Origin of the sequence: Paenibacillus sp. FSL F4-0243, assembly GCF_037963295.1 — a bacterium.
Lineage (GTDB): Bacteria > Bacillota > Bacilli > Paenibacillales > Paenibacillaceae > Paenibacillus_AQ.
Map to the genome: position 1 here is coordinate 6081608 of NZ_CP150151.1, position 24557 is coordinate 6106164.

17 protein-coding genes and 1 riboswitch are annotated in these 24557 nt (G+C 46.0%); of the genes, 4 read left to right on the forward strand and 13 right to left on the reverse strand.

What is annotated here, in order from left to right; all coding sequences use genetic code 11:
- Window positions 1-40: 40 nt before the first annotated feature.
- Together NSS87_RS27005 and NSS87_RS27010 are read right to left on the reverse strand one after the other, a co-directional pair.
- Window positions 41-1666: an ATP-binding cassette domain-containing protein gene (locus NSS87_RS27005; protein ID WP_042131056.1), complete on the reverse strand. Its 1626-nt coding sequence runs from the start codon at window positions 1664-1666 to the stop codon at window positions 41-43.
- A gap of 156 nt (window positions 1667-1822) precedes the next feature.
- Window positions 1823-2788: an MBL fold metallo-hydrolase gene (locus NSS87_RS27010; RefSeq protein WP_076285485.1), complete on the reverse strand. Its 966-nt coding sequence runs from the start codon at window positions 2786-2788 to the stop codon at window positions 1823-1825.
- 243 nt (window positions 2789-3031) lie between these two features.
- On the opposite strand from NSS87_RS27010, the gene NSS87_RS27015 reads away from it, so the two are divergent.
- Both NSS87_RS27015 and NSS87_RS27020 read left to right on the forward strand, forming a co-directional pair.
- Window positions 3032-4168, forward strand: coding sequence for a virulence factor (locus NSS87_RS27015; protein ID WP_042191874.1), 1137 nt, complete (start codon window positions 3032-3034; stop codon window positions 4166-4168).
- 103 nt (window positions 4169-4271) lie between these two features.
- A riboswitch (Lysine riboswitch) is annotated at window positions 4272-4477 on the forward strand.
- Between the two features lie 201 nt (window positions 4478-4678).
- On the forward strand, window positions 4679-6157 hold the full coding sequence (locus tag NSS87_RS27020) for an amino acid permease (protein ID WP_042131059.1): 1479 nt from the start codon (window positions 4679-4681) through the stop codon (window positions 6155-6157).
- Window positions 6158-6233: 76 nt separating this feature from the next.
- Here NSS87_RS27020 and NSS87_RS27025 read toward each other — a convergent pair whose 3' ends face one another.
- From NSS87_RS27025 to xylA, 9 genes are all read right to left on the reverse strand, one after another.
- On the reverse strand, window positions 6234-7373 hold the full coding sequence (locus NSS87_RS27025) for a transglutaminase domain-containing protein (protein WP_339243509.1): 1140 nt from the start codon (window positions 7371-7373) through the stop codon (window positions 6234-6236).
- 140 nt (window positions 7374-7513) lie between these two features.
- Window positions 7514-9886 carry a glycoside hydrolase family 95 protein gene (locus NSS87_RS27030; RefSeq protein ID WP_339243510.1) on the reverse strand — a complete coding sequence of 791 codons (2373 nt, stop codon included), beginning with the start codon at window positions 9884-9886 and terminating at the stop codon, window positions 7514-7516.
- Window positions 9887-10004: 118 nt separating this feature from the next.
- Entirely contained in the window at window positions 10005-11762 is a 1758-nt protein-coding gene (locus tag NSS87_RS27035; protein WP_076285489.1) for an ABC transporter substrate-binding protein, read from the reverse strand.
- A gap of 146 nt (window positions 11763-11908) precedes the next feature.
- Window positions 11909-12814, reverse strand: coding sequence for a carbohydrate ABC transporter permease (locus tag NSS87_RS27040; protein WP_042191881.1), 906 nt, complete (start codon window positions 12812-12814; stop codon window positions 11909-11911).
- Between the two features lie 65 nt (window positions 12815-12879).
- A complete protein-coding gene (locus NSS87_RS27045) occupies window positions 12880-13815 on the reverse strand; it encodes an ABC transporter permease subunit (RefSeq protein WP_231573511.1) in 936 nt (311 codons plus the stop codon).
- 615 nt (window positions 13816-14430) lie between these two features.
- Window positions 14431-15972, reverse strand: a complete 1542-nt coding sequence (locus tag NSS87_RS27050; RefSeq protein ID WP_076300668.1) for a response regulator transcription factor — start codon at window positions 15970-15972, stop codon at window positions 14431-14433.
- Complete coding sequence (locus tag NSS87_RS27055) at window positions 15969-17756, reverse strand: sensor histidine kinase (protein ID WP_076285491.1); 1788 nt, start codon at window positions 17754-17756, stop codon at window positions 15969-15971. Before NSS87_RS27055 ends, NSS87_RS27050 begins: the two co-directional genes overlap by 4 nt.
- Before the next feature lie 217 nt (window positions 17757-17973).
- Complete coding sequence (gene xylB, locus NSS87_RS27060) at window positions 17974-19470, reverse strand: xylulokinase (RefSeq protein ID WP_042191893.1); 1497 nt, start codon at window positions 19468-19470, stop codon at window positions 17974-17976.
- A 272-nt stretch (window positions 19471-19742) separates the two neighbouring features.
- Window positions 19743-21059, reverse strand: a complete 1317-nt coding sequence (gene xylA / locus NSS87_RS27065; protein WP_042131068.1) for a xylose isomerase — start codon at window positions 21057-21059, stop codon at window positions 19743-19745.
- 376 nt (window positions 21060-21435) lie between these two features.
- Here xylA and NSS87_RS27070 point away from each other — a divergent pair, with 376 nt between their 5' ends.
- A complete protein-coding gene (locus NSS87_RS27070) occupies window positions 21436-22596 on the forward strand; it encodes an ROK family transcriptional regulator (protein WP_339243511.1) in 1161 nt (386 codons plus the stop codon).
- A 215-nt stretch (window positions 22597-22811) separates the two neighbouring features.
- The gene (locus NSS87_RS27075; protein WP_042191897.1) at window positions 22812-23012 is read left to right on the forward strand and encodes a hypothetical protein; all 201 of its coding nucleotides are present in this window, start codon (window positions 22812-22814) and stop codon (window positions 23010-23012) included.
- 266 nt (window positions 23013-23278) lie between these two features.
- On the opposite strand, the gene NSS87_RS27080 is transcribed toward NSS87_RS27075, so the two are convergent.
- Both NSS87_RS27080 and trxB read right to left on the reverse strand, forming a co-directional pair.
- Window positions 23279-23512 carry a glutaredoxin family protein gene (locus NSS87_RS27080; protein ID WP_042191899.1) on the reverse strand — a complete coding sequence of 78 codons (234 nt, stop codon included), beginning with the start codon at window positions 23510-23512 and terminating at the stop codon, window positions 23279-23281.
- Between the two features lie 69 nt (window positions 23513-23581).
- Window positions 23582-24523 carry a thioredoxin-disulfide reductase gene (gene trxB, locus NSS87_RS27085; RefSeq protein WP_042191901.1) on the reverse strand — a complete coding sequence of 314 codons (942 nt, stop codon included), beginning with the start codon at window positions 24521-24523 and terminating at the stop codon, window positions 23582-23584.
- Window positions 24524-24557 lie beyond the last annotated feature (34 nt).

Genomic DNA, 24557 nt, shown 5'->3' on the forward strand with positions numbered 1-24557 from the left:
GCTGCTTAACGGGTTCCTTCCGCATAACGGAAAGTAAATATTATACTTCTACAGGATACATGCGTTGGCGCATTTCCTTAATTTCAGGATTCTCTAAATACTCATCGTAAGTCATCGTGCGATCAATTACACCTGTAGGTGTGATCTCGATGATACGGTTAGCAATCGTTTGGATGAACTGATGGTCATGGGAAGTAAAGAGAATAGTCCCGTCGAAATCGATCAGTCCGTTATTCAGTGCCGTAATGGATTCCAGATCCAAGTGATTGGTAGGTTCATCGAATACAAGCACGTTCGCACCGTTCAGCATCATCTTCGCCAACATACAGCGAACCTTCTCGCCCCCGGACAATACACTCGCTTTCTTCAGTGCTTCTTCTCCGGCGAACAGCATCCGTCCAAGGAATCCACGCAGGAACGTCTCATCCTGATCTTTAGAATACTGACGCAGCCATTCTACGAGATTCAAGTCCACGCCATCGAAATAGCTGGAGTTGTCTTTTGGGAAATAAGCTTGAGTTGTAGTGACGCCCCACGCATATTCACCCGCATCCGCTTCCTGCTCACCCATGATCACATCAAATAGAAGTGATTTAGGCTGGGAGTAAGGACCCACGAAAGCAATCTTATCACCTTTGTTAACTACAAAGCTGATTTCATCAAGAACCTTCTCACCTTCAACCGATTTGGTCAATCCGCTGATCGTCAGTAGCTGCTTACCTGCTTCACGTTCAGGTTTGAAGTTGAGGAACGGATATTTACGGTTAGATGGACGAATGTCATCCAACGTAATTTTCTCGAGTTGTTTCTTACGAGAAGTTGCCTGTTTAGACTTGGAAGCATTGGCCGAGAAACGCTGAATAAAAGCTTGCAGCTCCTTGATCTTGTCTTCCTTCTTCTTGTTCGAATCACGCTGTAAAGCTTGAGCAAGCTGACTGGACTCGTACCAGAAGTCGTAGTTACCAACGTACATCTGGATTTTGCCAAAATCAATATCCGCAATATGCGTACATACTTTGTTCAGGAAGTGACGGTCATGGGATACGACGATAACAGTACCTTCATAATCCATGAGGAAGTTCTCTAACCAGCCAATCGATTCTAGATCCAAGTGGTTGGTAGGCTCATCGAGCAGGAGGTTGTTTGGACGGCCAAACAAGGCTTGTGCCAAGAGTACCCGTACCTTCTCATTGCCGCTCAGTTCGGCCATTTTCTTATCATGCAGTTCACGCATAATGCCAAGACCGATCAGCATAGCCGCCGCATCCGGCTCTGCATCCCAGCCATTAAGTTCGGCAAATTCGCCTTCAAGCTCACCGGCACGCAGACCATCTGCTTCCGTGAAATCAGACTTCGCATAAAGCGCGTCCTTTTCTTTCATGATTTCATAAAGACGAGTGTGACCCATAATTACTGTTTCAAGTACTGGGAATTCATCGTACTCGAAATGATTCTGCTTCAGAACTGCAAGGCGTTCACCTGGTGTTATATGAACATCACCCGTGTTCGCTTCAATCTCCCCAGACAGAATTTTCAGAAAGGTTGATTTACCAGCACCATTGGCACCAATCAAACCATAGCAGTTACCAGGGGTGAATTTTATGTTTACATCTTCGAAGAGAGCGCGTTTTCCGTAGCGGAGTGTTACGCCGCTTGTGCTAATCATTACGCATTACCATCCTTTTCACTTTAGGGTTTCGGCTCATTATAGCATAAAATCAGTGCAAAAATCCCGTGAAATAGGCATTTAAGCTGATCTCACTCCTACGAAACTTATTCCAACTGTTTTACGGCGACAACTTTTAAGGAGGAATTTTTTCAATTATTCCCCAGATGTGCGATTCTCCTTTTGTACGACCAGTGTTTCTCCATAACCGAGTGTACGAATTCTTTCCTCCGAAATCGCATGTTTAACTCGGGCGTTCTCCATGCGATCCAGTGCTTCCCGGGCGGTATCATCCGCAAGTCTGAAGGTACCGTAATGCATCGGAATCATGGTCTCCGCCCCTACATCTAGGAAAGCTTGAATGGCTTCCTCAGGATTTACATGCTGAGAGGTCATGAACCATTCCGGTTCATAAGCCCCAATCGGCATAAGCGCGATATCGATCTTATAACGACTTCCGATCTCCTTAAAGCCTGGAAAATAACCGCTGTCCCCAGCGAAATAAAGATTCGGAGAAGACTTCTGATTTCCGGAATCAGCGGGCTCCAAGATGTACCCACCCCAATGAGAAGTATTCGTATCCCATGGTGTTCTCCGCGTCCAGTGCTGAGTAGGCACAAAACTAAGCTTGATCTTACCTAGCTTAATCTCCTGCCACCATTCCATTTCCACACAGTTGTGGAACCCTTTTCGAAGCATTTTTCGCTTCAGACCAACAGGAACTACAAGCGTTGTCCCTGCCCGATATAATTTGCGGATAGAGGCGATATGCAAATGGTCATAATGAGAGTGCGAAATCAGAATCAGGTCAATCGGTGGCACTTCGCTAAGTGGAATCCCAGGTTGTCCCAGTCTTTTCTCAAAGCCCAGCCTTCTCGCCCAGATGGGATCTGTAATGATATTCATCCCTTCATATTGAAGGAAAAATGTTGAATGCCCAATCCACGTAATGGTAGACTCCAATCGATTCTCAGACAGATAAGATAATCTGGGCGGCGTATTCGGTACAACATATGAATAGTCCTTCTTCTTGCGACGACGCTCCTCACGCCACTGGCGAAATTCCTTTAATGATTTATCGGTACTTACATTATCGACGTTATGGTAACGAGTTTTAGGCATACAACACCTCTTCTACAGAAGTTTACCGAGCAATCCTAGCTTTAGCGAATATACTACAACTATATTGAACAGCAGCGTATTTTGCAAAATATACAAATAGCATGATAAAGGTTCGCCCTTTTATTCATCACAATTGCAGACTTTAGCGAAATAATAGAAGAGTTCTTTTGGTTTCACGCCAGAAATGAGATAATATGTGTATAAAGTATGGCGGTGCATATACCGTTCAAGGGGGAGCTACGTATGAAGATTACTTTTATTGAACCGACTCCAAGTCCAAATACGATGAAGCTACATTTGGACGAAAGTTTAGAACCCGGAATTCGCAGAACCTATACTCCAGAAAGTGAGCGTTCCGCACCTGCTTGGGCACGTGAAATGTTAACGATACCGGGCGTTATTAGCATTTATCATGCTGCTGACTTCGCAGCACTTGAGCGCAAAGGCAATGCCGATTGGGCAGCCATTCTAAGAGAAGTTCAAAGCCGCTTCGCTAACAGCGAAGGTGTAACTGGAGATTGGAGCCTAGCTGACGAGAATGCCGGTGCTCATTTTGGGGAAGCGCAAGTCTTCGTCCAATTATTCCGCGGAATTCCGATGCAAATCCGCGTCAAAACGGGCGCGAATGAAGAGCGCATATCCTTAGCTAACCGCTTTACTAAAGCGGTTATGGATGTGGCTAGCGCCGTGATGATCAAAGAGCGCAAGCTCACCGATTACGGCGTGCGTTATGGCGAGCCCGCGGACATTGCGCGCGAGGTCGAGCAAGAGATCGAGGCAGCGTATCCGCAGGAACGCCTCGACTCCCTCGTGCAGCAAGCCATTGCGCACGGAGCCGAAGGTGAGTTCGTCGAGCAGAGACGAACTCGCACACAGGATGAGCTGCTGCGAGACCTGAAGCATGAGGATTGGCGCGTGCGCTACGCCGCGCTAGAGGATCTTACGCCGACGGCGGAGCTCCTGCCGGAGCTTAAGGCGGCGCTACACGATCCCAAGCTGCATATTCGCAGGCTTGCGGTTGTGTATCTTGGCGACCTTCGCACGCCTGAGGCGATGGAGCTGCTCTATGAGGCGATGGCTGACAGCGCCCCAGCCGTAAGACGTACGGCTGGCGATACGCTGTCCGACATCGGCGATCCTGCCGCCACGCCAGTGATGACGGCGGCGCTAACAGATAAGAGCAAGCTTGTCCGCTGGCGCGCAGCTCGTTTTCTCTACGAAGTTGGTACATCCGAAGCTCAAGATGCGCTCACACTTGCAGCGGATGATCCAGAGTTCGAGGTTGGCCTTCAGGCCAAGATGGCTTTGGAGCGTATCGCCTCAGGTGAAGCCGCAGCAGGCACCGTATGGCAACAGATGTCAGAACGCCGTCGTAATTAACATGGAAGTACCTGATTTTGTCATTGCTTTGAGAAGTAAACTTGCTTTATACTAATTCCTGTTGTTTATAAATGAATGAAGTAAAGATAGCCTCGTCATACTAAGATGAGGTAGAGGTCGCGGATATAAAGAGTACGCGTGTGGAGACGTTAGAGCCGTCTATGAATCACGCCGAAAGGAATATCCGCCGAAGCTTGCGCTGTAGCTCTTACAGCGGTGCAGGCTGGGGCCGTTGCCGAAAGGCACGGAACTGTCACATTGTACAGCCTGCGTAAGTAGCAGACTGCAGTGTGTTGCGCTATCTTCACAGGGAGTATGATGCGGAGCTGTATAGATGGAAGCCGCAGACATAGTTTGCGGCTTCTTTGCGTTTACAGAATTTGTATGTTTCGTACAGTCATCCATAACCTTCTGGAAATCACGAAGTATACCTCCCGCCTTGCGGGAGTCAGCAGCTCAGCACTCCCCGTTCATGAACAGTAAGATTAGATCATAAGGAGTGTCATATTCATGCAGGGCAATCAGCAAAACCCAGCGCAAGGCAACATAAATCAGCCTGCGCTAAAAAAATCGTTCAAAGCAAGACATTTGACCATGATCGCGCTTGGCGGATCTATTGGAACGGGTCTGTTTCTAGCCAGTGGCGGCGCGATCGCTTCAGCAGGACCTGGTGGAGCGCTTCTAGCTTATACGGCTGTGGGTGTAATGGTTTATTTTCTCATGACTAGTCTTGGGGAGCTCGCCACCTATTTACCGGACTCCGGGTCCTTCAGTACCTACGGCACTCGTTTCGTCAGCCCCGCCTTTGGCTTCGCCATCGGCTGGAACTTCTGGTATAACTGGGCGGTTACGATTGCAGCAGAGCTATCAGCGGCTACCGTCATCATTAAATATTGGTTCCCGGACAGCCCTTCCTTTCTCTGGAGTCTGGTGTTCCTACTGCTGATGTTCGGCCTAAACTTCCTATCTGCTCGTGGCTACGGGGAATCAGAATATTGGTTTGCCATTATCAAAATCATTACCGTTATCGCCTTCCTCGTTGTCGGTGTCCTCATGATATTCGGCATTATGGGTGGAGAAGCCGTAGGCTTCAGTAACTTCCAAATCGGGGGCAGCTCCTTCCACGGTGGCTTCTTCGCCTTCGTCGGGGTCTTTATGGCAGCCGGATTCTCCTTCCAGGGTACCGAGCTAATCGGCGTTGCTGCTGGTGAGAGCGAGAACCCACGCCGCAACGTCCCAATTGCGATCCGCCAAGTATTCTGGCGTATATTAATCTTTTATATCCTTGCTATATTTGTAATCGGAATGTTGATTCCTTATACAAATCCAGATCTTCTGCGTGGAGGCATCGATGACATCGGAGTCAGTCCGTTTACGATCGTGTTCAATAAAGCCGGGCTTGCAATTGCTGCATCCGTAATGAATGCCGTCATTCTCAGCTCTGTACTGTCGGCAGGGAACTCTGGAATGTATGCTTCCACCCGTGTCCTGTATGCAATGGCTAAGGATGGCATGGCTCCGCGCGCACTGGGTAAGCTCAATCGCCGTGGTGTCCCTGTTGGCGCTTTGCTAGTAACTACGGCTGTCGGAATGCTCGCCTTTCTCGCTTCATTCTTTGGTGACGGTGCCGTATATAACTGGCTACTGAACGCCTCTGGTATGTGCGGATTTATTAACTGGTTGGGTATTGCGGTCTGCCATTACCGTTTCAGACGTGCTTTTATAGCACAAGGGCATTCGCTAGATGAACTACCTTACCGAGCTAGATGGTTCCCATTCGGACCTATCTTTGCTTTAGGACTTTGTATTGTAGCTATCCTCGGTCAGAATATGGGCGCCTTCTCAGGTGGAAATATCGACTGGTATGGTATCGCCGTTTCCTATATCAGCTTGCCGCTGTTTGTCTTGATCTGGGTAGGCTATCGCTGGTTCCGGAAGAGTAATATTATTCCTTTGGATAAATGCGACCTAAGTACTCACCCAGAATAAAATAGACCCGGTAAAAAACAAAAAAGGACGTCCCGTAGCCACTTAGGCTTATGGGATGTCCTTTTTGGTTATCCTTCTATTCCCAGGTCACAAACACTTTGAGATCGCCCGTATTGTCAAAAGCAGAACTGGAGTAAGATACATCCTCTAGTCCAAGCTTATATAGCTCCTGCAGGTCGTTCTTAAGCTTGGTCCCACTCCCTTGATAACGGAATAATATAGACACCTCACCGGAGGCAATTGCCTTATTCGCTAGCCGAGTCAGATCTCCTACCGAACGTACAATTAGCTCCTCGGCATATAGCTCATAATTGAGATCCTTCTGAAGCTGTTTATAGACAGCCGCATTCTGTCCTCCACGCTCCACAAGCGCAGACAAGGTCTTATGATAACCTACAGAAGCTGCCGGATAAGACTTCGTCCAGCTATGGTCCTGACGCATCTGCGCATCCGTTCTCAAGTAGTATGCAGTGCTAACCACACCTGCTTTATCAGGTGTCGGGTCATCCCAAGTCGTGTCGAGATGATACCACCGTCCATCTAACAGCACAAGATTCCAGGCATGCAACTGGCTACGTCCTCCAGGCTGTTTGGCTGTACCCTCAACGATTTTATTCGTGAATCCAGCCTCCTTTAACAGCTTATAGGTCAACAGCGAATACCCTTGGCAAACGGCGCTGCCACTCTTCAATCCTTCATAAGCCGTATATTTACGATACGAAGTGTCATACTTCAGATGAAGCACAACCCAATCGTGGATAGCCTTCACCTTCTGATGATTGTTCATGCCCGGCGTTATGATCTTCTTCAGCGCAGCCTTCACTTCTTTGTTTACAAAAGCCGTCTGCTCCAGCGTCTCCAAATATTTCACTTCCACCGTAACTTTTACAGAGCTTGCGCTTCCTCGATAAGTATATCCGTAGCTGTCTATAATGTAATACAAATAAGGGTCACTAGCCATCGCTTGATCCAGAGCCGCTTGTATTTTCGTTTTCAAATTTGAAGCTTTGCTCTCATAAGTAAAAGTAATGGTCTCCCTGCGGTTGTTCATTGCACCCGTTAGCTTCTGCGCTACTTCATTTACAGAACGAAGGGTGGGTGAACTCGAAGCCGCATAAGCATGACCCCAGCCCCAATAAATCATCGGTGGAATAGCAGCGAATATAATCACTCCTCCCAGAATGATCTTTACTAATGTGAAGCGTTTTTTCCACATATATATTCTGTTCCTCCGGCTCCTATAGACTTGTAATGAACCCTACCATTTAATAGATAATGAGCGTTTAGGCAAAAAAAGACTGCTCCCTGTAGAATAATTCTACTCTGAGAACAGCCTATATGCTAGAACGATGTGTTTTATTCGCTTTGCGGTGTAATGATATAGGTCTCTCCTATAACGGTTTCAAATTCCATCTCTATCCCTATTCGTGAACCATCGGGACTTTGAATGAGCAAAGGCTGGTAACTGTAAATTCTGCATATTTGTCCATGCGTCGAGGTCAGTTCCGCCTTCGTTAAGCGTCCCTCATGCCATTCTATATTTGTGATAAAGCCGCCTCGGGCTATCAAGCCTTTCACACTTCCTTCAGACCACTCTTCTGGAAGAGCGGGTAATAATTCAAGCCCTTCCTGATGACTCTGCAAGAGCATCTCAGCAACTCCGGCCGTAGTTCCGAAGTTACCGTCAATTTGAAATGGAGGGTGATTACCGAATAAATTCGGCAGACTTGAATCCTGCAAAATACGACGTAAACAGCTATACGCACTCTCTCCATCCTTCAAACGTGCATATAGATTTAGTAGCCAGGCTGCACTCCAGCCCGTGTGTCCGCCCCCGCCTTCCAAGCGCTTCTTAAGCGATAACGCTGCCGCCTCTGCTAGCTCTGGTGTGAAGGAAGGACTAATTACATTCCCGGGATATAAATCATACAAATGAGAGACATGGCGGTGCCCAGGCTCTTGTTCAGCAAAATCCTCATTCCATTCACGAATACGTCCGTCCGGTGCAATCCCAGGATGAGCGAGTCGTTCCTGTTTCTGGCGTAGCTCCTGCCTCAGCTGGGCATCGGTATTCAAAATCTCAGCAGCCTGAATGCAATGCTTGAACAGCTCAGCGATCAGCGATAAATCCATAGCTGAGCCAGCTGAAACACTGCATGGCGTGCCATCAGCAGTCAAGAATACATTCTCCGGTGAGGTAGACAGACCCGTTGTCCATCTTCCATCAGGCAGCTCTACCAGCCAATCCAGACAAAATAACGCGGCTCCCTTTAACAAAGGATAAGCTGTGTTTCGCAAATATTCCTCATCTGGACGGAAAGCGTAACGCTCCCACAATTGGCGAGAGAGCCAAACGCCTCCCATTGGCCAAAATGCCCACATCGCCTTGCCGTCTGACGGAGACGTCATACGCCACAAATCTGTATTATGATGCACCGTCCAGCCACGTGCGCCATAATGAATATTTGCTGTACGGCTGCCAGCCACACTAAGCTCCGTAATAAAATCGATTAGAGGTTCATGGCATTCACCCAACCCGCATAACTCGGCTGGCCAATAATTCATTTCAGTGTTTATATTAGTCGTATAATTGCTGTTCCATGGCGGCTGAAGATAGGGATTCCAGATCCCTTGCAAATTCAGAGCTTGCGTCCCCGGTCGTGAGCCAGCAATCATCAGGTAGCGGCCATACTGGAACAGCAGCGCTTCTAGCGCAGAATCTGCCTGCCCCTCCTGGTACCGTGCTAGTCGCTCATCCGTGGGAAGCTCTATCCGGGAGGACGAAGGTGCAAGCGTCAACTCCACGCGGCGGAACAAGGACTGATGATCCTCTAGATGGCGCTGCTTCAGCTCTGCATATCCATTAGAGGACAAAGCCAATTGCTCTAGGCACAACTCCGAAGGTAGCTTACCGCCGCTTCCTGGCATCCGGTCATACCCGGCATAATCGGTCGCGGCAGCTAGGCGGATCGTAATGGAGCGCGCACCTGAAACCGACAACATGCCGTTCTCAGCATTACATTTGCCGCCATCTGTACGGATCTCCATTGCAGCGGCAAAACTTATGCCAAGCCCCTCTTCGTATAATACGGCACGCGGATGATCTCCTACATAATTATCAGCCACATGCGATGGAGCACGACCGGTCATCATCAGCGCGCCATCCGGAGTGATCTCTAGTCGGAAAGGATGCGGCGAAGTCAGAGCCACTGAGAAATCCGGCAAAATACCCAGCCCCTCTTTCCCCTCTGCACGGATATGAATGACTATAAGTTCATCTGGTCTGCTGGCCAAAACTTCGCGCACAATCCTTACATCCCCAGCAGTATAGGATACCGTAGCAAGCGCTTGATCCAAATCAAGCCCCCTCTGATAATCCTCTACAGAACCACCAAGATTAAACTTCATTCGCAAGTCTCCGAGCGGTTGATAGGATTCAGTCCGTCTGCCTAACATTTTGGAATCTACCAGTGCTTCCGCTTCCTTGTATTTCCCCTCTGCCACTAATTGTTTGGCCGGAGTCAAATGGCGCAGCGCCTCATAATTAGCTGTATCCCGCGGAAATCCCGACCATAAGGTGTCTTCATTTAGTTGAATTAGTTCTTCTTCCGTTCCGCCAAAGATCATACCGCCCAAACGGCCGTTACCCACGGGCAGTGCTTCTTCCCATTCAGCCGCCGGCTGCTTATACCAGAGATCATGAACCCCAGTGTTCTTACTTTCTCCCACGTATATTCCTCCTATCCTATAATTACAGATGAAAAGAAATTGGCGGGAAGCCCGGACTTTCGTTCGGACTTCCCGCCATCTTCATGCTTTTATTTTATTAGCCGTGTTCCAGGAATAATTACTCATTCCAAAGTTTCACGCGTTGTTTAACCAGCTCTTCACGTAAATCTTCAGCTTTCGTCACACCAGCTTTATCCAGTTCAGCCATGTAAGCATCCCAAACTTTGTCGAAATCAGCTGGCTTGGACAAGATGGCTTCAGGAATCCGTTTCCAACTGATATCCTTCAGCTTGTTGTCGAGAACGACAATTTCGCTATCCCCAGGAATCGTGATGTTCCATGCCGCGCCCCAAGGTTTAACTTTGAATTCATCTTCATTTGGGAAGAGGTCTTTCCAAGTTGTTGCTTTATAAGCAGCAAGTGTTTCTTTTTCAACCGCATTGTAGCCTACTGTTACTTGCTCAGGGAAACGAGTGGTATAGTAGTTTCCAGTTGGATCCAATACGCCGTCACCATAGTGAGCGCTAAGCAGAGCGTAGTTTGATCCGACATTGCCAAGTCCTGTTTCTTTTTGGAAATTGGTAGTGTCATTATATTTACGGTTGTTCACATCTTCAGGAATGACGCGTTTGCCGTCAACTACGTTGTAATGCTTGCCTTCGATACCCCAGTTAACCAATACTTGACCTTCATCGGAAGCTAAGTAGTCCAAGAATTTAATTGCACGTACCGGATCTTTAGCATCTACACTGATCCCAATGCCGTTACCACCCATAAAGCCTGTAGGCCAGAAGGAAGTTTCTTTGTACTCTTCAGATAGGGTTACTGGATAGTGTCCGTATCCTTGATCCAGCTTACCTTCAGCTTTCAATGCTCTTTCTCCATCGCCATAACCCCAGTCTTGGTCGATCAAACCAATAACACGGCCGGTAGCGATTTTAGCTTTGTACTGATCATACTTTTGAACGAAGCTTTCCGGGTCAAGCAATCCGATATCGTTCATATGGTTGAGCCAGCGGAAATATTCTTTCTCAGCAGGACGACGGAAGTGATAAGTTACTTCTTGTGTGTCGATATCAATTGCATATTCTCCATCATCAGGAGAGCCTGTAGTAGTGAATGCTGGGTTAGTTACTGTAATGTACATGTACCAATCATCTGCATTTAGGGTCAGACCGATGTTTTTGTTACCATTTTCATCGGTTGGATGTTTTTCCAGGTAAGCCTTGATTACGTTCTCATAATCTTGGACAGTTTTAATTGCAGGATATCCCGCTTCTTTAACAGCACGGTGTTGTAGTTCAAATCCGCCACCAGCATCAAAGTATTTGTTATCAACACCTGCGTACGTAGGAATAGCATAGATCGCGTGGTCATCGTCACTGTAGCGTGAGCGTTTCATGCCTTCTTCGCCTAATACTTTTTTGATGTTCGGAGCATATTTTTCAATCAGATCTGTCAGATCAAGCATTGCGCCTGCATCCACCAGCTTGCTTACGTCGGTCTTGGCACTGATCAGATCCGGATAATCACCGCTCGCTGCGATCAACGCTACTTTCTGAGCAGGGTCACCAACCGCGTATTCAGCATTCAAGGTAACTCCTGTTTTTTCCGTAATCACTTTACCTACTTCATCTTGCATGCCTGTCCAGTTCGGGTTAGGGTCAGCACTGAAGAAAGTCATCGTGAGCGGAGAAGTATCCTCAACCGCATTGGCCGAATTAGCCGCATTCCCCTTATTTGTTGCATTTCCAGCTGCATCTCCAGCTGCATTATTGCCGTTGTTTCCACCACAACCTGCGAGCATGCCGAGCATCATAATAGAAGTAAGTGTAAGTGCAGTTGCTTTAGCTTTTATTTTTCTATTATTCCCCATTACATAAACCCTCCTTAAAATTGTTTATCTATCGTATCACAGATAAATCCTGTTAATACTTATCCCAAAACTTCCCACAAGAAAAGAAAACGGATACAAAACACTCTTAAAGCTTAGGGGAGACTATGCTCCCCTATTAGCTGTGATTAGCTCTTCACAGCGCCAAGTGTCATACCTTGAACAAAATATTTCTGAATGAACGGATACACCAACAAAATTGGCACGGTTACGACAATCGTAATCGCCATCTTGATAGACTCTGGCGAGACCTGATTCGAAGCTAGAGAAGCAATGTTGGAGCGGTAATCGCCACCATTTCCACTGGTTGTACTCTGCAGAACCTTCATCAGTTCATATTGCAATGTTGTCAGATGAGGACTTGAACCATTATACAAATACGTATCAAACCATGCATTCCATTGACCTACCGCTAGGAACAGTGCGATTGTTGCTAGGGCCGGCTTCATCAGCGGCAGGATGACACGCCAGTAAATGGTAAAATCATTCGCTCCATCCAGCTTCGCCGATTCCTGCAGTGCATACGGCAGTCCGTCAATGAAGGAGCGGATGACGAAGACGTTAAAGGCACTAACCAGTCCAGGTAATACATAGACTGCAAAGCTGTTCATCATATGGAGATCCTTGATTAGCATGTATATTGGAATCATTCCTCCAGAGATATACATGGTCATCGCCAAGAACGTGGAGACGAACTTGCGGCCTGCAAAATCAGGACGGCTGATCGTAAATGCTAGCATCGAGGCACTGATCAGACCGAACAAAGTACCGACGACTGTCCGCAAAGCGGATATTTTAAACCCAGTGATCAGCCCTGCGAAACTGAAGATTTTTAAGTAATTGTCCCAGGTAAATTCCCGAGGATAAATGGTGATGCCGCCGCGCACACTATCCACTGAATCATTCAGCGAGATAGCAAGCACATTCAGAAACGGATAGATCGTGATTACAACCACGAACAGTATTACAAAGTACACTATGAAGTCAAAGATCCGGTCTGACCACGACTTTCCGGTGATAGCTGTGTTTCCCACTGTAACGCTCTCCTTTCATGAAAAGGGCAATATTGCAGCCACGATTGGTAGAAGGGCCTTCTGTGTTACAGAAGGCTCTCTTTAGTTGTACGCTTGAAGATTCCATTAATCGTAAACAGCAGGATTACACTGATCACTGAGTTGAATATATTGATCGCGGTACCGTAGGAATATCTCGCCATGCCTAGTCCGTATTTCAGAGAGTACAGATCCAGCACCTGAGAGTAGTCGGTAACGAGGTTATTTCCAAGCAAGAATTGCTTCTCAAAGCCGATATTCAGCAAATTACCAATCGACATAATGAGTAGCACTGTAATGGTCGGCCGGATACCAGGAAGAGTAATATGCCATACCTGGCGGAGCCTGCTGGCACCGTCCACTCGAGCCGCTTCGTACAGTTCAGGTCCAATACCCGAGATGGCTGCAAGGTAGATGATCGCATTCCATCCGGTTTCTTTCCACACATCTGATAAAGTAACGATTCCCCAGAAGAGATGGCCCTGAGCCATGAACTGGATAGGTGAGTCTATAAATCCAATTGTTAACAAGAGATCGTTTACAAGACCATTTTCGCTAGATAACATTTTAGTTACAATTCCCGCTGCAACCACCCATGATACAAAGTGAGGCAAATACGAGACGGTCTGAGCAAAACGTTTAAAAAATCCAAGACGCAATTCATTGAGCAATATTGCAAACGTTATCGGAAAGATAAAGCCTGCGACCAAGCCCATTCCGCTCATCGCCAGCGTGTTACGCAGCGCCAGAAGGAATTGCGAGTCACTGAACAATGTCTTAAAGTGTTCAAAACCTACCCATTCTTGTTCAAAAAAGCCACGTGCGGGCTTGTACTTTTGAAAAGCCATCGTCCAGCCCCATAATGGGAGATAACTGAAGACGAATGCCCAGATTACAAAAGGTATCGACATCAGCCACAAATACTTTTGATTCTTAAAGCTTCTCCAAAACCGTCCTCCTGAAGCAGGCTTTTTGTTGCGCATTCGGGTGTCCGGCGGGATTTGAGCAGTTACTGTGTCCGCTTTCATAAAGCCCCTCCTCTCTATGCCTTAATTCTAAAACTTTGTAAGCGATTGCAGTACCCTATAAATTCGACTTAAAATCAGGTGAAAATTAGAGATTTTTGTCCGGGGTGAATTCTCATTTCGCTCCTCGACACAGGGGGGCTAATGCTGCTGGCGTTTGCATTATTCTTTTGATACGGTTCATAAAACTATCTGCTGGATATTAGTCGCTACGCGGAATATTTGGACTTCCGATCGCTGTTATCCTCAGATTTCCTGATTTGAACCGCTTCTCGCGGTAGAAATCCGAGGATAAAGGCGAACGCTCCGCTTCTACAGTTCCAAAAATTCCTCTTCGCTCCTTTACCAGCAGATGTTTAGAACCCTGATTCTAAAGAAAATGCATTAGCCCTCCACCCGCATAAGCTTAAGCAGGTGTCTATTTAACTACATTAATACTTCACCACGTACAATTGGTGGGAGTAGGGAAAACAAAAAAAAGACCCGCGGACTGAGGTTCAGAAACTTACCTGAACCTCAGCCGCGGGTAAACATCAGGAGCCATTGAAAATAGTACATTGAGAATATAAATCCTTAAATACTTTTTCGATAAGAAGTTGGTGAGATTCCTACATATTTACGGAACTTAGCGTTGAAATAATCGGGGTTCATATACCCTACCTTCTCGGCCACCTCGTATACTTTCATCCCTTGCGTCAGAAATTCCTTAGCCTTCTCAATCCGCACTTTGTCCACGTACGTATTGAAGTATTCTCCTGTGGTGTTCTTGAACATTTTACCGAGATAAGCGCTGTTGTAGCAGAATAACTCGGATAAGGTCTCTAGCTTTAGGTTCTCATTGTAGCGACGGTTGATTATTTCTGTAATTTTCTTAATTTCATTTCCACGACCACTGGTCATCTGGCCCGCAATTTCTTCGAGAAATGAGACAGCCTGATCCTGCAAATCAGACAAATAATAACTTTGATAAAGCTCCCCTATTGGAGGGGAATGCTCTGCTGCATAAGTGCGAATTTCCGGATACGTAGGCTCCAGACGGGCCAGGACAGTACTAAGGAGTCTCACAAAGGTCTCTTTAATTCGCAATTCGTCGCTGCCCGCAGATACAAGTTCAGCACAGATAGTCAGCACTATCGGTCGAATCGCGCTCAGACTTCCGGTTTCTACTGCAAGCAGCAGACGACTCTCCGTCTCCTGATCCTCTTCAGTCTTCTCCTTCATCTCCATCAGAAATCCTGAAGGATCTGTACTGATGATGATCCCCTTTTTGAAGAAGAAGGAACGTCTTAACAGTTCACGTGCTGAATTAAACGATTCTCCCACCATTTCAGGTCGAGGTACTACTCCCCCCGCTACTGCAATGAAGTCGTAACCCTTTGGTTCTATCACTGCAGATAATCCCTTATATAATTCTTCCCGCTTGCTCGCGCTCTGGTCCGGATCCTTCATGAGAATGCCCAAATACTGTGACAATGTAAAGAATGATGCATTAGGATGATTACTAAAATGCTGTTCCATTACTGTTTTGATTCCCCGGAGATCCTCATCATTTGCACCAGCTGTTTTTCTTAACTCAATGAGAATGACTTCATAATTTCCCTGATCGAGTCCTAGCGCATCCACATGTCTGCTAAGGTCCTCCTCCAGTTCTTCCTCTGAGGTTGGCTGTAGAAGCGCTCTGAGTAAAGTTTCCCTATTACGAGCGGGCTCCTCCTCATTCCAGTCACTGAACCGTTGCTCCTGCTCAATCGTTTCATGTAGCTGTTCCAGACATACGATCATCTCATCCTCATCCACTGGCTTCAGCAAATAGCCGTCGATCCGATAACCAATCGCCCGCTTAGCATATTCAAAATCAGCATGTCCACTCAAAATGAGTACATGACTTTCTGAGCCTTCTTTGCGAAGCTCACTAATCATTTCCAGACCATCCATTCCAGGCATACGAATATCAGCAACGATCAGCTCCGGGTAGAAGGTATGATACTTTTCAAGTGCTTGCAAGCCATTAGCTGCTGTAGCTACCACCGTATAACCGAGCTTCTCCCATGGGATCAGACTTCGAAGTCCTTCCCGTAGCTTCGGCTCATCATCGACAATCATCACTTTTATCATAGATTGTTGTCCTCCATTGGTATGCAGAAGAAAATAACCGTTCCTACATTAGGTCTACTTTCAATCGTTAGCCCATATTCTGCGCCGTAGGATAGTTTTAGCCGGTCATGTACATTACGAAGTCCAATTCGCTCACCTTCACGCTCTTCCTTACGCTCAAGCGTGTTCAGTAATTCCTCCAGCTGAATTGGAGATATTCCTACTCCGTTATCTGTAATCGTAAATTTAGCATGATCCCCAACTTGTACAACTTCCACCGTCACAAATGCACCTTCCATCTTATTATCCAGTCCGTGGATTACTGCGTTCTCAACAAGTGGCTGAATAAGAAGCGGGGGCATATAAAGAGATTCAACGGCAGGGTCTACAGTAAATTGATATTTCAACCTCTCCTCATAACGGAATTGCTGAATATCCAAGTAACAACGTACCACTTCTAATTCCTGACTAAGCAAAATTTTACTTCGGCCTACCTCCAGGTTACTGCGCATCATTTTACCTAGAAGACGTACCACACGGGCAATTTCCACTTGCCCCTTCATGTGAGCTTCCATCCGAATCGCCTCTAGTGCATTGAATAAGAAATGCGGGTTAATCTGGCTGGCCAGCATTTTGAATCTTATATCATTTTGTTTCTGTTCCAGCAGACTATTCTGTGCATTGGATTCCTGTACCTCATACATCAAATCATTAATGCTGCGTACCATGGAATTGAATTGACGAGCTAACAGGGCGATTTCATCCTTGCCATCAATCTTTAATGTCGTATCAAAATCCCCAGTACTGACTCGGTTAATATGTCTGCTTAAATGCAGCAATCGTCGTGAAAACAAAGAGGAGAAGCTATATATAATTAAAAAGGCCAATAGAACACTTATCGCAACCACAGTAATCGAAAGCTTAATCACTTGATTGGGTTCTTTAACTATACTTTCAATCGAAAAAACAGATATAATTCGTAGTGCATTTCGGCTGGCTTGTGGTTTAAGCTCCTCGATCACAATTTTGGAAGCTTCACCATCTACTACTGCTTCATAGCTTCCACTTCCCTGCCCCAAGAGCTTCGTGTCAAAAGAAACATCCACCAGCTTTTTACCTGTCCGATCTTTGCGATTCGCTGCAATGATATTGTCTTGATCATCGACGATCATGGTATCAAAAGATTCCTGGCTTAGAATGGATGCAAGCTGCTGACTGTTCACATTAATAACGAGTACACCGATCTTACTGGAGCCCTCCAGCTCGATTTTGCGGACAAGACTTAAATAATTCCGCTTATCACGCTCATCTTCGATATATTCCCAACCGACAAGACTATCGTACCGCTGTGCTCTCTGATACCACTGGCTCTCCTTAATCTCAGGTGAAGGATTGATCAGCTCCCAGTTGTTAAGCAGCGTAGCGTTGTCAGTGTATAAGCGAATGTTGGATATATCTTTATACAACCTTAGATACTCACGCATATCCGAGTAATCGCGGTAAGCTTCCACCACATCATAAGTGCTAACATACTGACGTATGGCAAGTCTCTTCAACCGTGCATCATTGCTCAAGCGATATGCGATATCCTGAGATACACCGATGACTTCTTCTGTTCTTTTCTTTACCCGATCTACGTTGATTGAAGCTTGTTCCAGTGCGCTCTGAAACGCCATGGTCCTCATCTCAAACGTAAGATAACCGCCTACCAGTAATACCGGAAGTAACGTAGTGAGTAAAAAAGCAAGCAACAGCTTATTGCGGATTTTGATGTCATTCAACAGCTTAACAATCCATTGGAACATGGCCTTCCGCCCCCCGAAACCTTCACTATCTCATGCAGAGTTTAACGCTGCCCTGGAGATACCCCATACTTTACAGAAGAAAAATAGGAACGGCAACAACTACGAATACAGCCTATCCTCAGATCAATAAACGAGATGGTCATAAAAAGGTCCTTCGCCATATGCGAAAGACCTTTTTTATCAGACATATCAAGCATAAACCCTTCGGCGTCCTTAATTATTGGCGGTACGCTGCCAGCTTGTTATTCAGTTCACGGGTCTGACCGTAGACTTCCTGATAGAGGTTAAATAAACCGTCATAGATCGCCGCTTGCTTCGGATCTGGTTTATACACATCCGCAGGACGGATGAAAGCTTCTGCACATGCACTAAGAGAAGTGAACCAGCCGCTACCGTAAGCTGCCAACATCGCTGCTCCCATAGCCGGACCCTGCTCACTTTCAAGCTTCACGATGGATGCATTGAAAATATCTGCTTGCATCTGGAGCCATGCCTCATTTTTAGCCCCGCCACCGATCGCAATGATTTCTGTAATCTCTTTGCCTGAATCACGTACAATCTCAATAGATTCACGTAGCGAAAAGGTGATGCCTTCTAATACAGAACGTGTAAAATGAGTCAACGTATGCCCTGAATCCATACCAATAAAGCTTCCGCGAATATTCGCATCTGGATGAGGTGTACGTTCCCCTACGATATAAGGTGTAAAGAGCAGTCCGCCGCTACCCGCTGGAATGGAAGCTACTCCACTTAGCAATTCATCAAAGCTTTTGTCTGCCGCAAAGGTTTCTTTGAACCATGTAAGGCTATGACCAGCCGCTAGAGTAACGCCCATGATATAGTAGGCATCTTTTTCACCATGGTTGAAGAAATGGACTTTGCCTTCGAGATTTAAATCTTTGTTGCTCTCATAGGAAAGAACTACACCAGATGTACCAATACTGCACATCGTCCGACCTTCACCAAGGACACCTGCCCCAAGTGCTCCACATGCATTATCCGCACCACCAGCAAATACCTTTGTTGATGATAAAAGACCTGATGCTTCCGCAATATCCGGCAATAACGTTCCTGTCTGTTCAAAGGACTCTACCAGTCTAGGACAAAGGGAAAGCGGCAGTTCAAAAGCTTCAGCAATTTCAGCACTCCACGTTTTAGAACCTACATCTAATAGAAGCGTTCCTGCAGCATCGGAATAATCCATCGCATAATCACCGGTCAACCGGAGACGGACATAGTCTTTTGGCAACAGGAACTGATGCGCTTGTGATAATACCTCAGGTTCATTCTCTTGTATCCATAGAATTTTAGGAAGTGTGAAGCCTTCCAGCGCACGGTTTCTAGCAACCTCAATAAGCTTTGCTCCGAGCGTCTTCTCAATTCTTCTGCACTGTGCAGTAGTACGAGTATCATTCCAAAGAATGGCCGGACGAAGCACTTGCCCTTCCTTATCCACTAGTACCAATCCGTGCATTTGCCCGGAGAAGCTAAGACCATCAACTTGTGATGGATCTATGCCCGATACTTCAATCAAACGACGAAGACTGACCAGCGTACCTTTTACCCAGTCCTCAGGATTTTGTTCGCTCCAGTTCGGCTGCGGTCTGCTTAGCGGGTAGGACTCGGAATGCTCAAAAGCCACCTTGCCCTGTGGGTCCACTAGAACAGTCTTCACTGCGCTAGTGCCCAAATCTACACCAATAACGTATTTCATTTTTTACCTCCTAAAAGTTTTATGGAGCTTAGCTACTTGATTCTCTTCGCAATAAAACTTACTTCGAAAGCATCCTGCTTAGTTTTATGAGCATAAGCTTCATTGAATTACTTCGAGTAAAACTTACTTCGTAAGCATCCACTTAGTTTTATGAGCGTTTCTAGAATATCTTTGTACAAAAAGGGGGCTGCCGAAGAATGCTCTCTTCAGCAACCCCCGTTGCATTTGTTCAAACTGGATTCAAAGCCTAATCTTCAAGCTCCCTGTAAAGACTACTCAGCCAAGATGTATTGGTTAAGGGTAGCTCTCAGGTATTCTTGACGTCCGGATTGGTTAGGACGCGGGTTCTCATTGTTCAAAGCATATTCGGCCAAGGAAGCCAGAGTTGCTTTGCCGGATACGATGTCTGCACCAACGCCTTCATTGAAGCTGCTGTAACGTTTTTCAACGAAATCTTCGAATACGCGATCTTCGATCAATTTAGCAGCTACTTTCAAGCCTTTTGCATAAGTATCCATACCAGCGATATGTGCTAGGAACAGATCCTCAGGCTCAAAGGAAGGACGACGTACTTTAGAGTCAAAGTTGATTCCGCCTTTGCCAAGACCATCATTCTTGAGTACTTCATACAGTGTAAGTGTTGCATCGTAGATGTTAACTGGGAATTCATCTGTATCCCATCCGAGCAATGTATCACCTTGGTTAGCATCAAGCGATCCGAGCATGCCGTTGATACGAGCTACACGAAGCTCATGTTCAAAAGTATGACCTGCAAGCGTAGCATGGTTAGCTTCAAGGTTCAGCTTGAAGTGCTTGTCGAGGTTGTATTTTTGTAAGAAAGAGATCGTTGTTGCTGCATCGAAATCATATTGATGTTTCGTAGGCTCTTTTGGTTTAGGCTCGATCAGGAATTGACCGTCAAAGCCGATTTCCTTAGCGTAATCTACAGCCATGCTGAACAGACGAGCAATGTTGTCTTGTTCAAGACCCATATCTGTATTCAGCAATTCTTCGTAACCCTCACGACCGCCCCAGAATACATAGTTGCTAGCACCCAGACGTTTACCAACTTCCAGACCTTTCTTCACTTGTGCTGCTGCATGTGCGAAAACATCAGCGTTAGGTGTAGAACCTGCACCGTGCATGTAACGTGGGTTAGTGAACATATTAGCTGTATTCCACAACAATTTCTTGCCGGAAGTCTTCATGCCTTGTTCAAGGATATCAACGATAGTGTCGATGTTGCTGTAGAATTCACGCAAAGATGCGCCTTCTGGTGCGATATCTACATCATGGAAGCAGAAGTAAGGCAGATCCATCTTGTCCATAAATTCAAATGCTGCTTCAGCGCGAGCCTTAGCTTTGTCCAGACCGTTCAATTTGTTCCAGCTGCGAATTGCTGTTTCAGCGCCAAAAGGATCAGAACCGCCAGCAGTTAATGTATGCCAATAAGCCATTGCAAATTTCAGATGTTCTTCCATAGTTTTGCCGGCTACGACTTCTTTAGGATTGTAGAATTTAAATGCGAAAGGGTTGGTGGAACGGCTTCCCTCGTAAGAGATTTTGTTCACTGTCTCAAAATAAGCCATTGTGTAATCCTCCTCAATTTGTGCTTCGCCCGCAAGCGTTTACAGGATCATCTTAACACATCTTTTGGACTTTGTATATTGGTTAAACAAAGTTTTGATAAGTTTTTTATGACCATTTTTTGGGACCCTGTCTAGCCTCCTCTCTCCTCTTCCCAAATATAGGAGATCCCTGTTGGAAAATTTCCTCTGGACGCTACGTATTGCAATTTGCAGCACATCACTCTAGACTAAGTGGCATACAACAAATGGGAACTATGCCAAGCTAAAATGCCTTTAGCGTCCTTTTAAGGACGGTAAGCGTTTATGCGAGAATTATAAGGAGAAAGTATACCGTGAAGCTTATACTTTCTTATAATTTAAGAAGGATGTGTGATTTGTGAAGGTTACTGGAGACCAAGCGCTGGTCAAAAAAATAAATAAATCGATTGTACTACATACCATTCGAAGACACTCTCCACTCTCGCGCGCGAAGGTCTCAGAGATGACCGGACTGAATAAAGCTACTGTGTCCAATTTGGTAGCCGAGCTGTGCACGCAAGAATTGGTAACTGAAGTTGGACCTGGGGAATCAAGCGGTGGCCGCAAACCGTTAATGCTGCATTTTAACACGATGGCTGGTAGTGTAATCGGCATAGAATTACGGGTAAAGCAGCTAACAGCGGTCTTATGTGATCTGAGCGGGGGCATTCTTTACGAAAGCGATTTTTCTTTAGAAAACCATGATTTCCCTTACGTTCTGGAACAAATGAAAAAACTTATCTCAGGCTTGATTATCAACGCTCCAGAATCCCCTTACGGCATCGTCGGCATCGGAGTAGGTGTCCCCGGGATGGTGGATGAAAATGGTGTTGTACTCTTCGCTCCCAACCTTGGCTGGGAAATGGTCGAGCTGCGAGCGATCCTCGAAGCTGAATTTTCTGTTCCTGTCACCATTGATAACGAAGCGAACGCGGGTGCACAGGGTGAACTCAACTTTGGAGCGGCACGAGAGGTAAGGCATCTCCTTTACATCAGTGCGGGATCAGGGATCGGATCTGGAATTATTATTGGTGGAGAACTATACAAGGGTGCAAGAGGATATGCCGGCGAAACCGGACATATGACGATTGAAGCCCAAGGCAAGCCTTGCAGTTGCGGGAGTCGTGGCTGTTGGGAGTTATATGCCTCTGAGAAAACTTATGATAATCCCGATCTCTCCCTCCCTGCCCATACTACGCCAGAGCTGGTTCGCTATGCAGCCGGCGGGCAAGAAGACGCCCTGCATCACTTCTCAACGATGGGTGAATATCTCGGTATCGGGGTGACCAATCTAATCAATAGCTTCAATCCAGAGCTTATTGTGATCGGTGGGGCATTGTCTGAGGCTGAAGAATGGCTAGGCGAACCGCTGCGTCGGGTTGTAGCTGAGCGTACTCTTCCTTACCATAAGCAGCAACTCGAAATTACATTCTCTAAGCTCGGCAGCCGTGGAACGATGATCGGCGCAGGTTTCTCTGCTGTTATGCATTTCCTGGGCGATATTCGGGTGACCCTATAATCCATAACGGTAAGCGAAGCGTTTATGTGAGAAATATAAGAATAATTTATAGCGTGGAACATATACATTCTTATATTTTGAAATAATTGACGTAAAATTGACGCATTTGAGTGAATCAAAAGTGCAGTAAAAAGAACAGAAATCCTATATAATAAAGGTCAAGCTAGTGTGACATTTATCACTACAACCCCTTTTTTGAAATGGAGAGCGAGTCCATGACCTATGTTGATACGTCTGATATCTCGGCACAGATGTTCATCACTGTGTTGCTTTTTCTGCTCATTATTGCCCCTTTGATCAGCCTCGGCGTGCTCCGTTTTTTTCAAGCTAAAAAGAAATCAGGATTTATTCTTATTGGCAGCGGCGCTGCTGTATACGTACTATTTCAGCTCATTACATCTTTCACTCAAACCTAAACTCTACTTCTAGATCTACTTTCATAAAAATAGTCTGCGCACAGATGCGTCAGACTATTTTTTGTATGCTTAAAGCTCGCAAGCATTTTATACTTTCTTATATTTCAAAAAAGACCGCCTCCTGATCGGAAGCGGCCCATTACAATTTCCTTACGGAAATCTTATTTAACAATAAGAAACGACTTTATCGTCCTATTAAGACGACATCGGTTCCTCGTAGAAATATAAGGATATTATAGTTGTGCAGCATATAAATTCTTATATTTTTAAACAGTCGCGAGTGCTTTGTCGAACTGAGTTTTGTTCATGCCAACAATTTTATGCTCACCGATTACAGTTACAGGAATAGCCCTCACTCCCATGTCCCATACTTGCTGCGCAAAATCATCGTTCTGCTCGACATTGCGTTCTTCGTAGGATACGCCTTTTTCGCTTAAAAAGCTCTTCACCTGACGGCAATGCGGGCAATTTGTTGAGGTATATACAATTACATTCTCCATGGTATGACCTCCTATAAAAGATATACAGTGATGATATCAATTGTAGCAATGAGGGTTTTTCAAACCAAATTATAGAATAACTGCACTGTGCTCCAAGCTTTCGATATATTTCTCAGCATCCATAGCTGCCATACATCCACTACCTGCTGCAGTAATCGCTTGTCTGTAACGAGTATCCTGTACATCACCACATGCGAACACACCTGGGATATTAGTTTCGGAAGTGCCTGGGTTCGTCATGATATAGCCATCCGCATTGGTTGTGATCTGTCCACCTAAGAAAGAGGTATTAGGGTGGTGGCCAATCGCAACAAACACGCCGCTTGCTTCGATGATTTCTTCTTCACCAGTCTCATTGTTAAGCACTTTTAGTCCATTGACGCCTCTTTCGCTCGAAGTCACTTCCAGAGGAGTACGGTTCAAGTTCCAGTCTACTTTAACATTAGCGCGTACACGATCCTGCATGATCTTCGAAGCACGCAATTCTCCACGACGGTGCACCAAAGTCACTTTGGAAGCAAAACGAGTCAAGAAACCCGCTTCCTCAAGTGCGGAATCTCCGCCACCAACAACCACGATCTCTTTATTACGGAAGAAAAATCCGTCACAGGTAGCGCAGGTGCTCACACCGCGTCCTACGTTATCTTGCTCCCCTGGGATACCGAGGTATTTTGCTGTAGCGCCTGTGGAAATGATCAATGTATCTGTAGTAAGAACACCCATTCCTTCAACATTCAGCTTAAAAGGGCGCTCTCCAAGTTCTACACTGTTCACCCAGCCCGTACGGAATTCTGCACCAAAACGTTCAGCTTGTTTACGCATATTATCCATCAAGTCAGGGCCCATGATTCCTTCAGGAAATCCAGGGAAATTCTCCACTTCTGTAGTTGTGGTTAATTGTCCACCGGGTTGAGGTCCTTCGATGACTAGTGGGTTCAAATTGGCACGAGCCAAATAGATAGCGGCGGTTAATCCTGCCGGTCCAGTACCAACAATTATTGATTTATACATATCTATGTCCTCCTTGAGCTAAACGGCAATGACG

Bases quoted from the DNA above. Each gene is read 5' to 3' on its own strand.
- NSS87_RS27005 (WP_042131056.1), bottom strand. From the start codon at position 1,666: ATGATTAGCACAAGCGGCGTAACACTCCGCTACGGAAAACGCGCTCTC.
- NSS87_RS27010 (WP_076285485.1), bottom strand. From the start codon at position 2,788: ATGCCTAAAACTCGTTACCATAACGTCGATAATGTAAGTACCGATAAA.
- NSS87_RS27015 (WP_042191874.1), top strand. From the start codon at position 3,032: ATGAAGATTACTTTTATTGAACCGACTCCAAGTCCAAATACGATGAAG.
- NSS87_RS27020 (WP_042131059.1), top strand. From the start codon at position 4,679: ATGCAGGGCAATCAGCAAAACCCAGCGCAAGGCAACATAAATCAGCCT.
- NSS87_RS27025 (WP_339243509.1), bottom strand. From the start codon at position 7,373: ATGTGGAAAAAACGCTTCACATTAGTAAAGATCATTCTGGGAGGAGTG.
- NSS87_RS27035 (WP_076285489.1), bottom strand. From the start codon at position 11,762: ATGGGGAATAATAGAAAAATAAAAGCTAAAGCAACTGCACTTACACTT.
- NSS87_RS27045 (WP_231573511.1), bottom strand. From the start codon at position 13,815: ATGCGCAACAAAAAGCCTGCTTCAGGAGGACGGTTTTGGAGAAGCTTT.
- NSS87_RS27050 (WP_076300668.1), bottom strand. From the start codon at position 15,972: ATGATAAAAGTGATGATTGTCGATGATGAGCCGAAGCTACGGGAAGGA.
- NSS87_RS27055 (WP_076285491.1), bottom strand. From the start codon at position 17,756: ATGTTCCAATGGATTGTTAAGCTGTTGAATGACATCAAAATCCGCAAT.
- xylB (WP_042191893.1), bottom strand. From the start codon at position 19,470: ATGAAATACGTTATTGGTGTAGATTTGGGCACTAGCGCAGTGAAGACT.
- xylA (WP_042131068.1), bottom strand. From the start codon at position 21,059: ATGGCTTATTTTGAGACAGTGAACAAAATCTCTTACGAGGGAAGCCGT.
- NSS87_RS27075 (WP_042191897.1), top strand. From the start codon at position 22,812: ATGACCTATGTTGATACGTCTGATATCTCGGCACAGATGTTCATCACT.
- NSS87_RS27080 (WP_042191899.1), bottom strand. From the start codon at position 23,512: ATGGAGAATGTAATTGTATATACCTCAACAAATTGCCCGCATTGCCGT.
- trxB (WP_042191901.1), bottom strand. From the start codon at position 24,523: ATGTATAAATCAATAATTGTTGGTACTGGACCGGCAGGATTAACCGCC.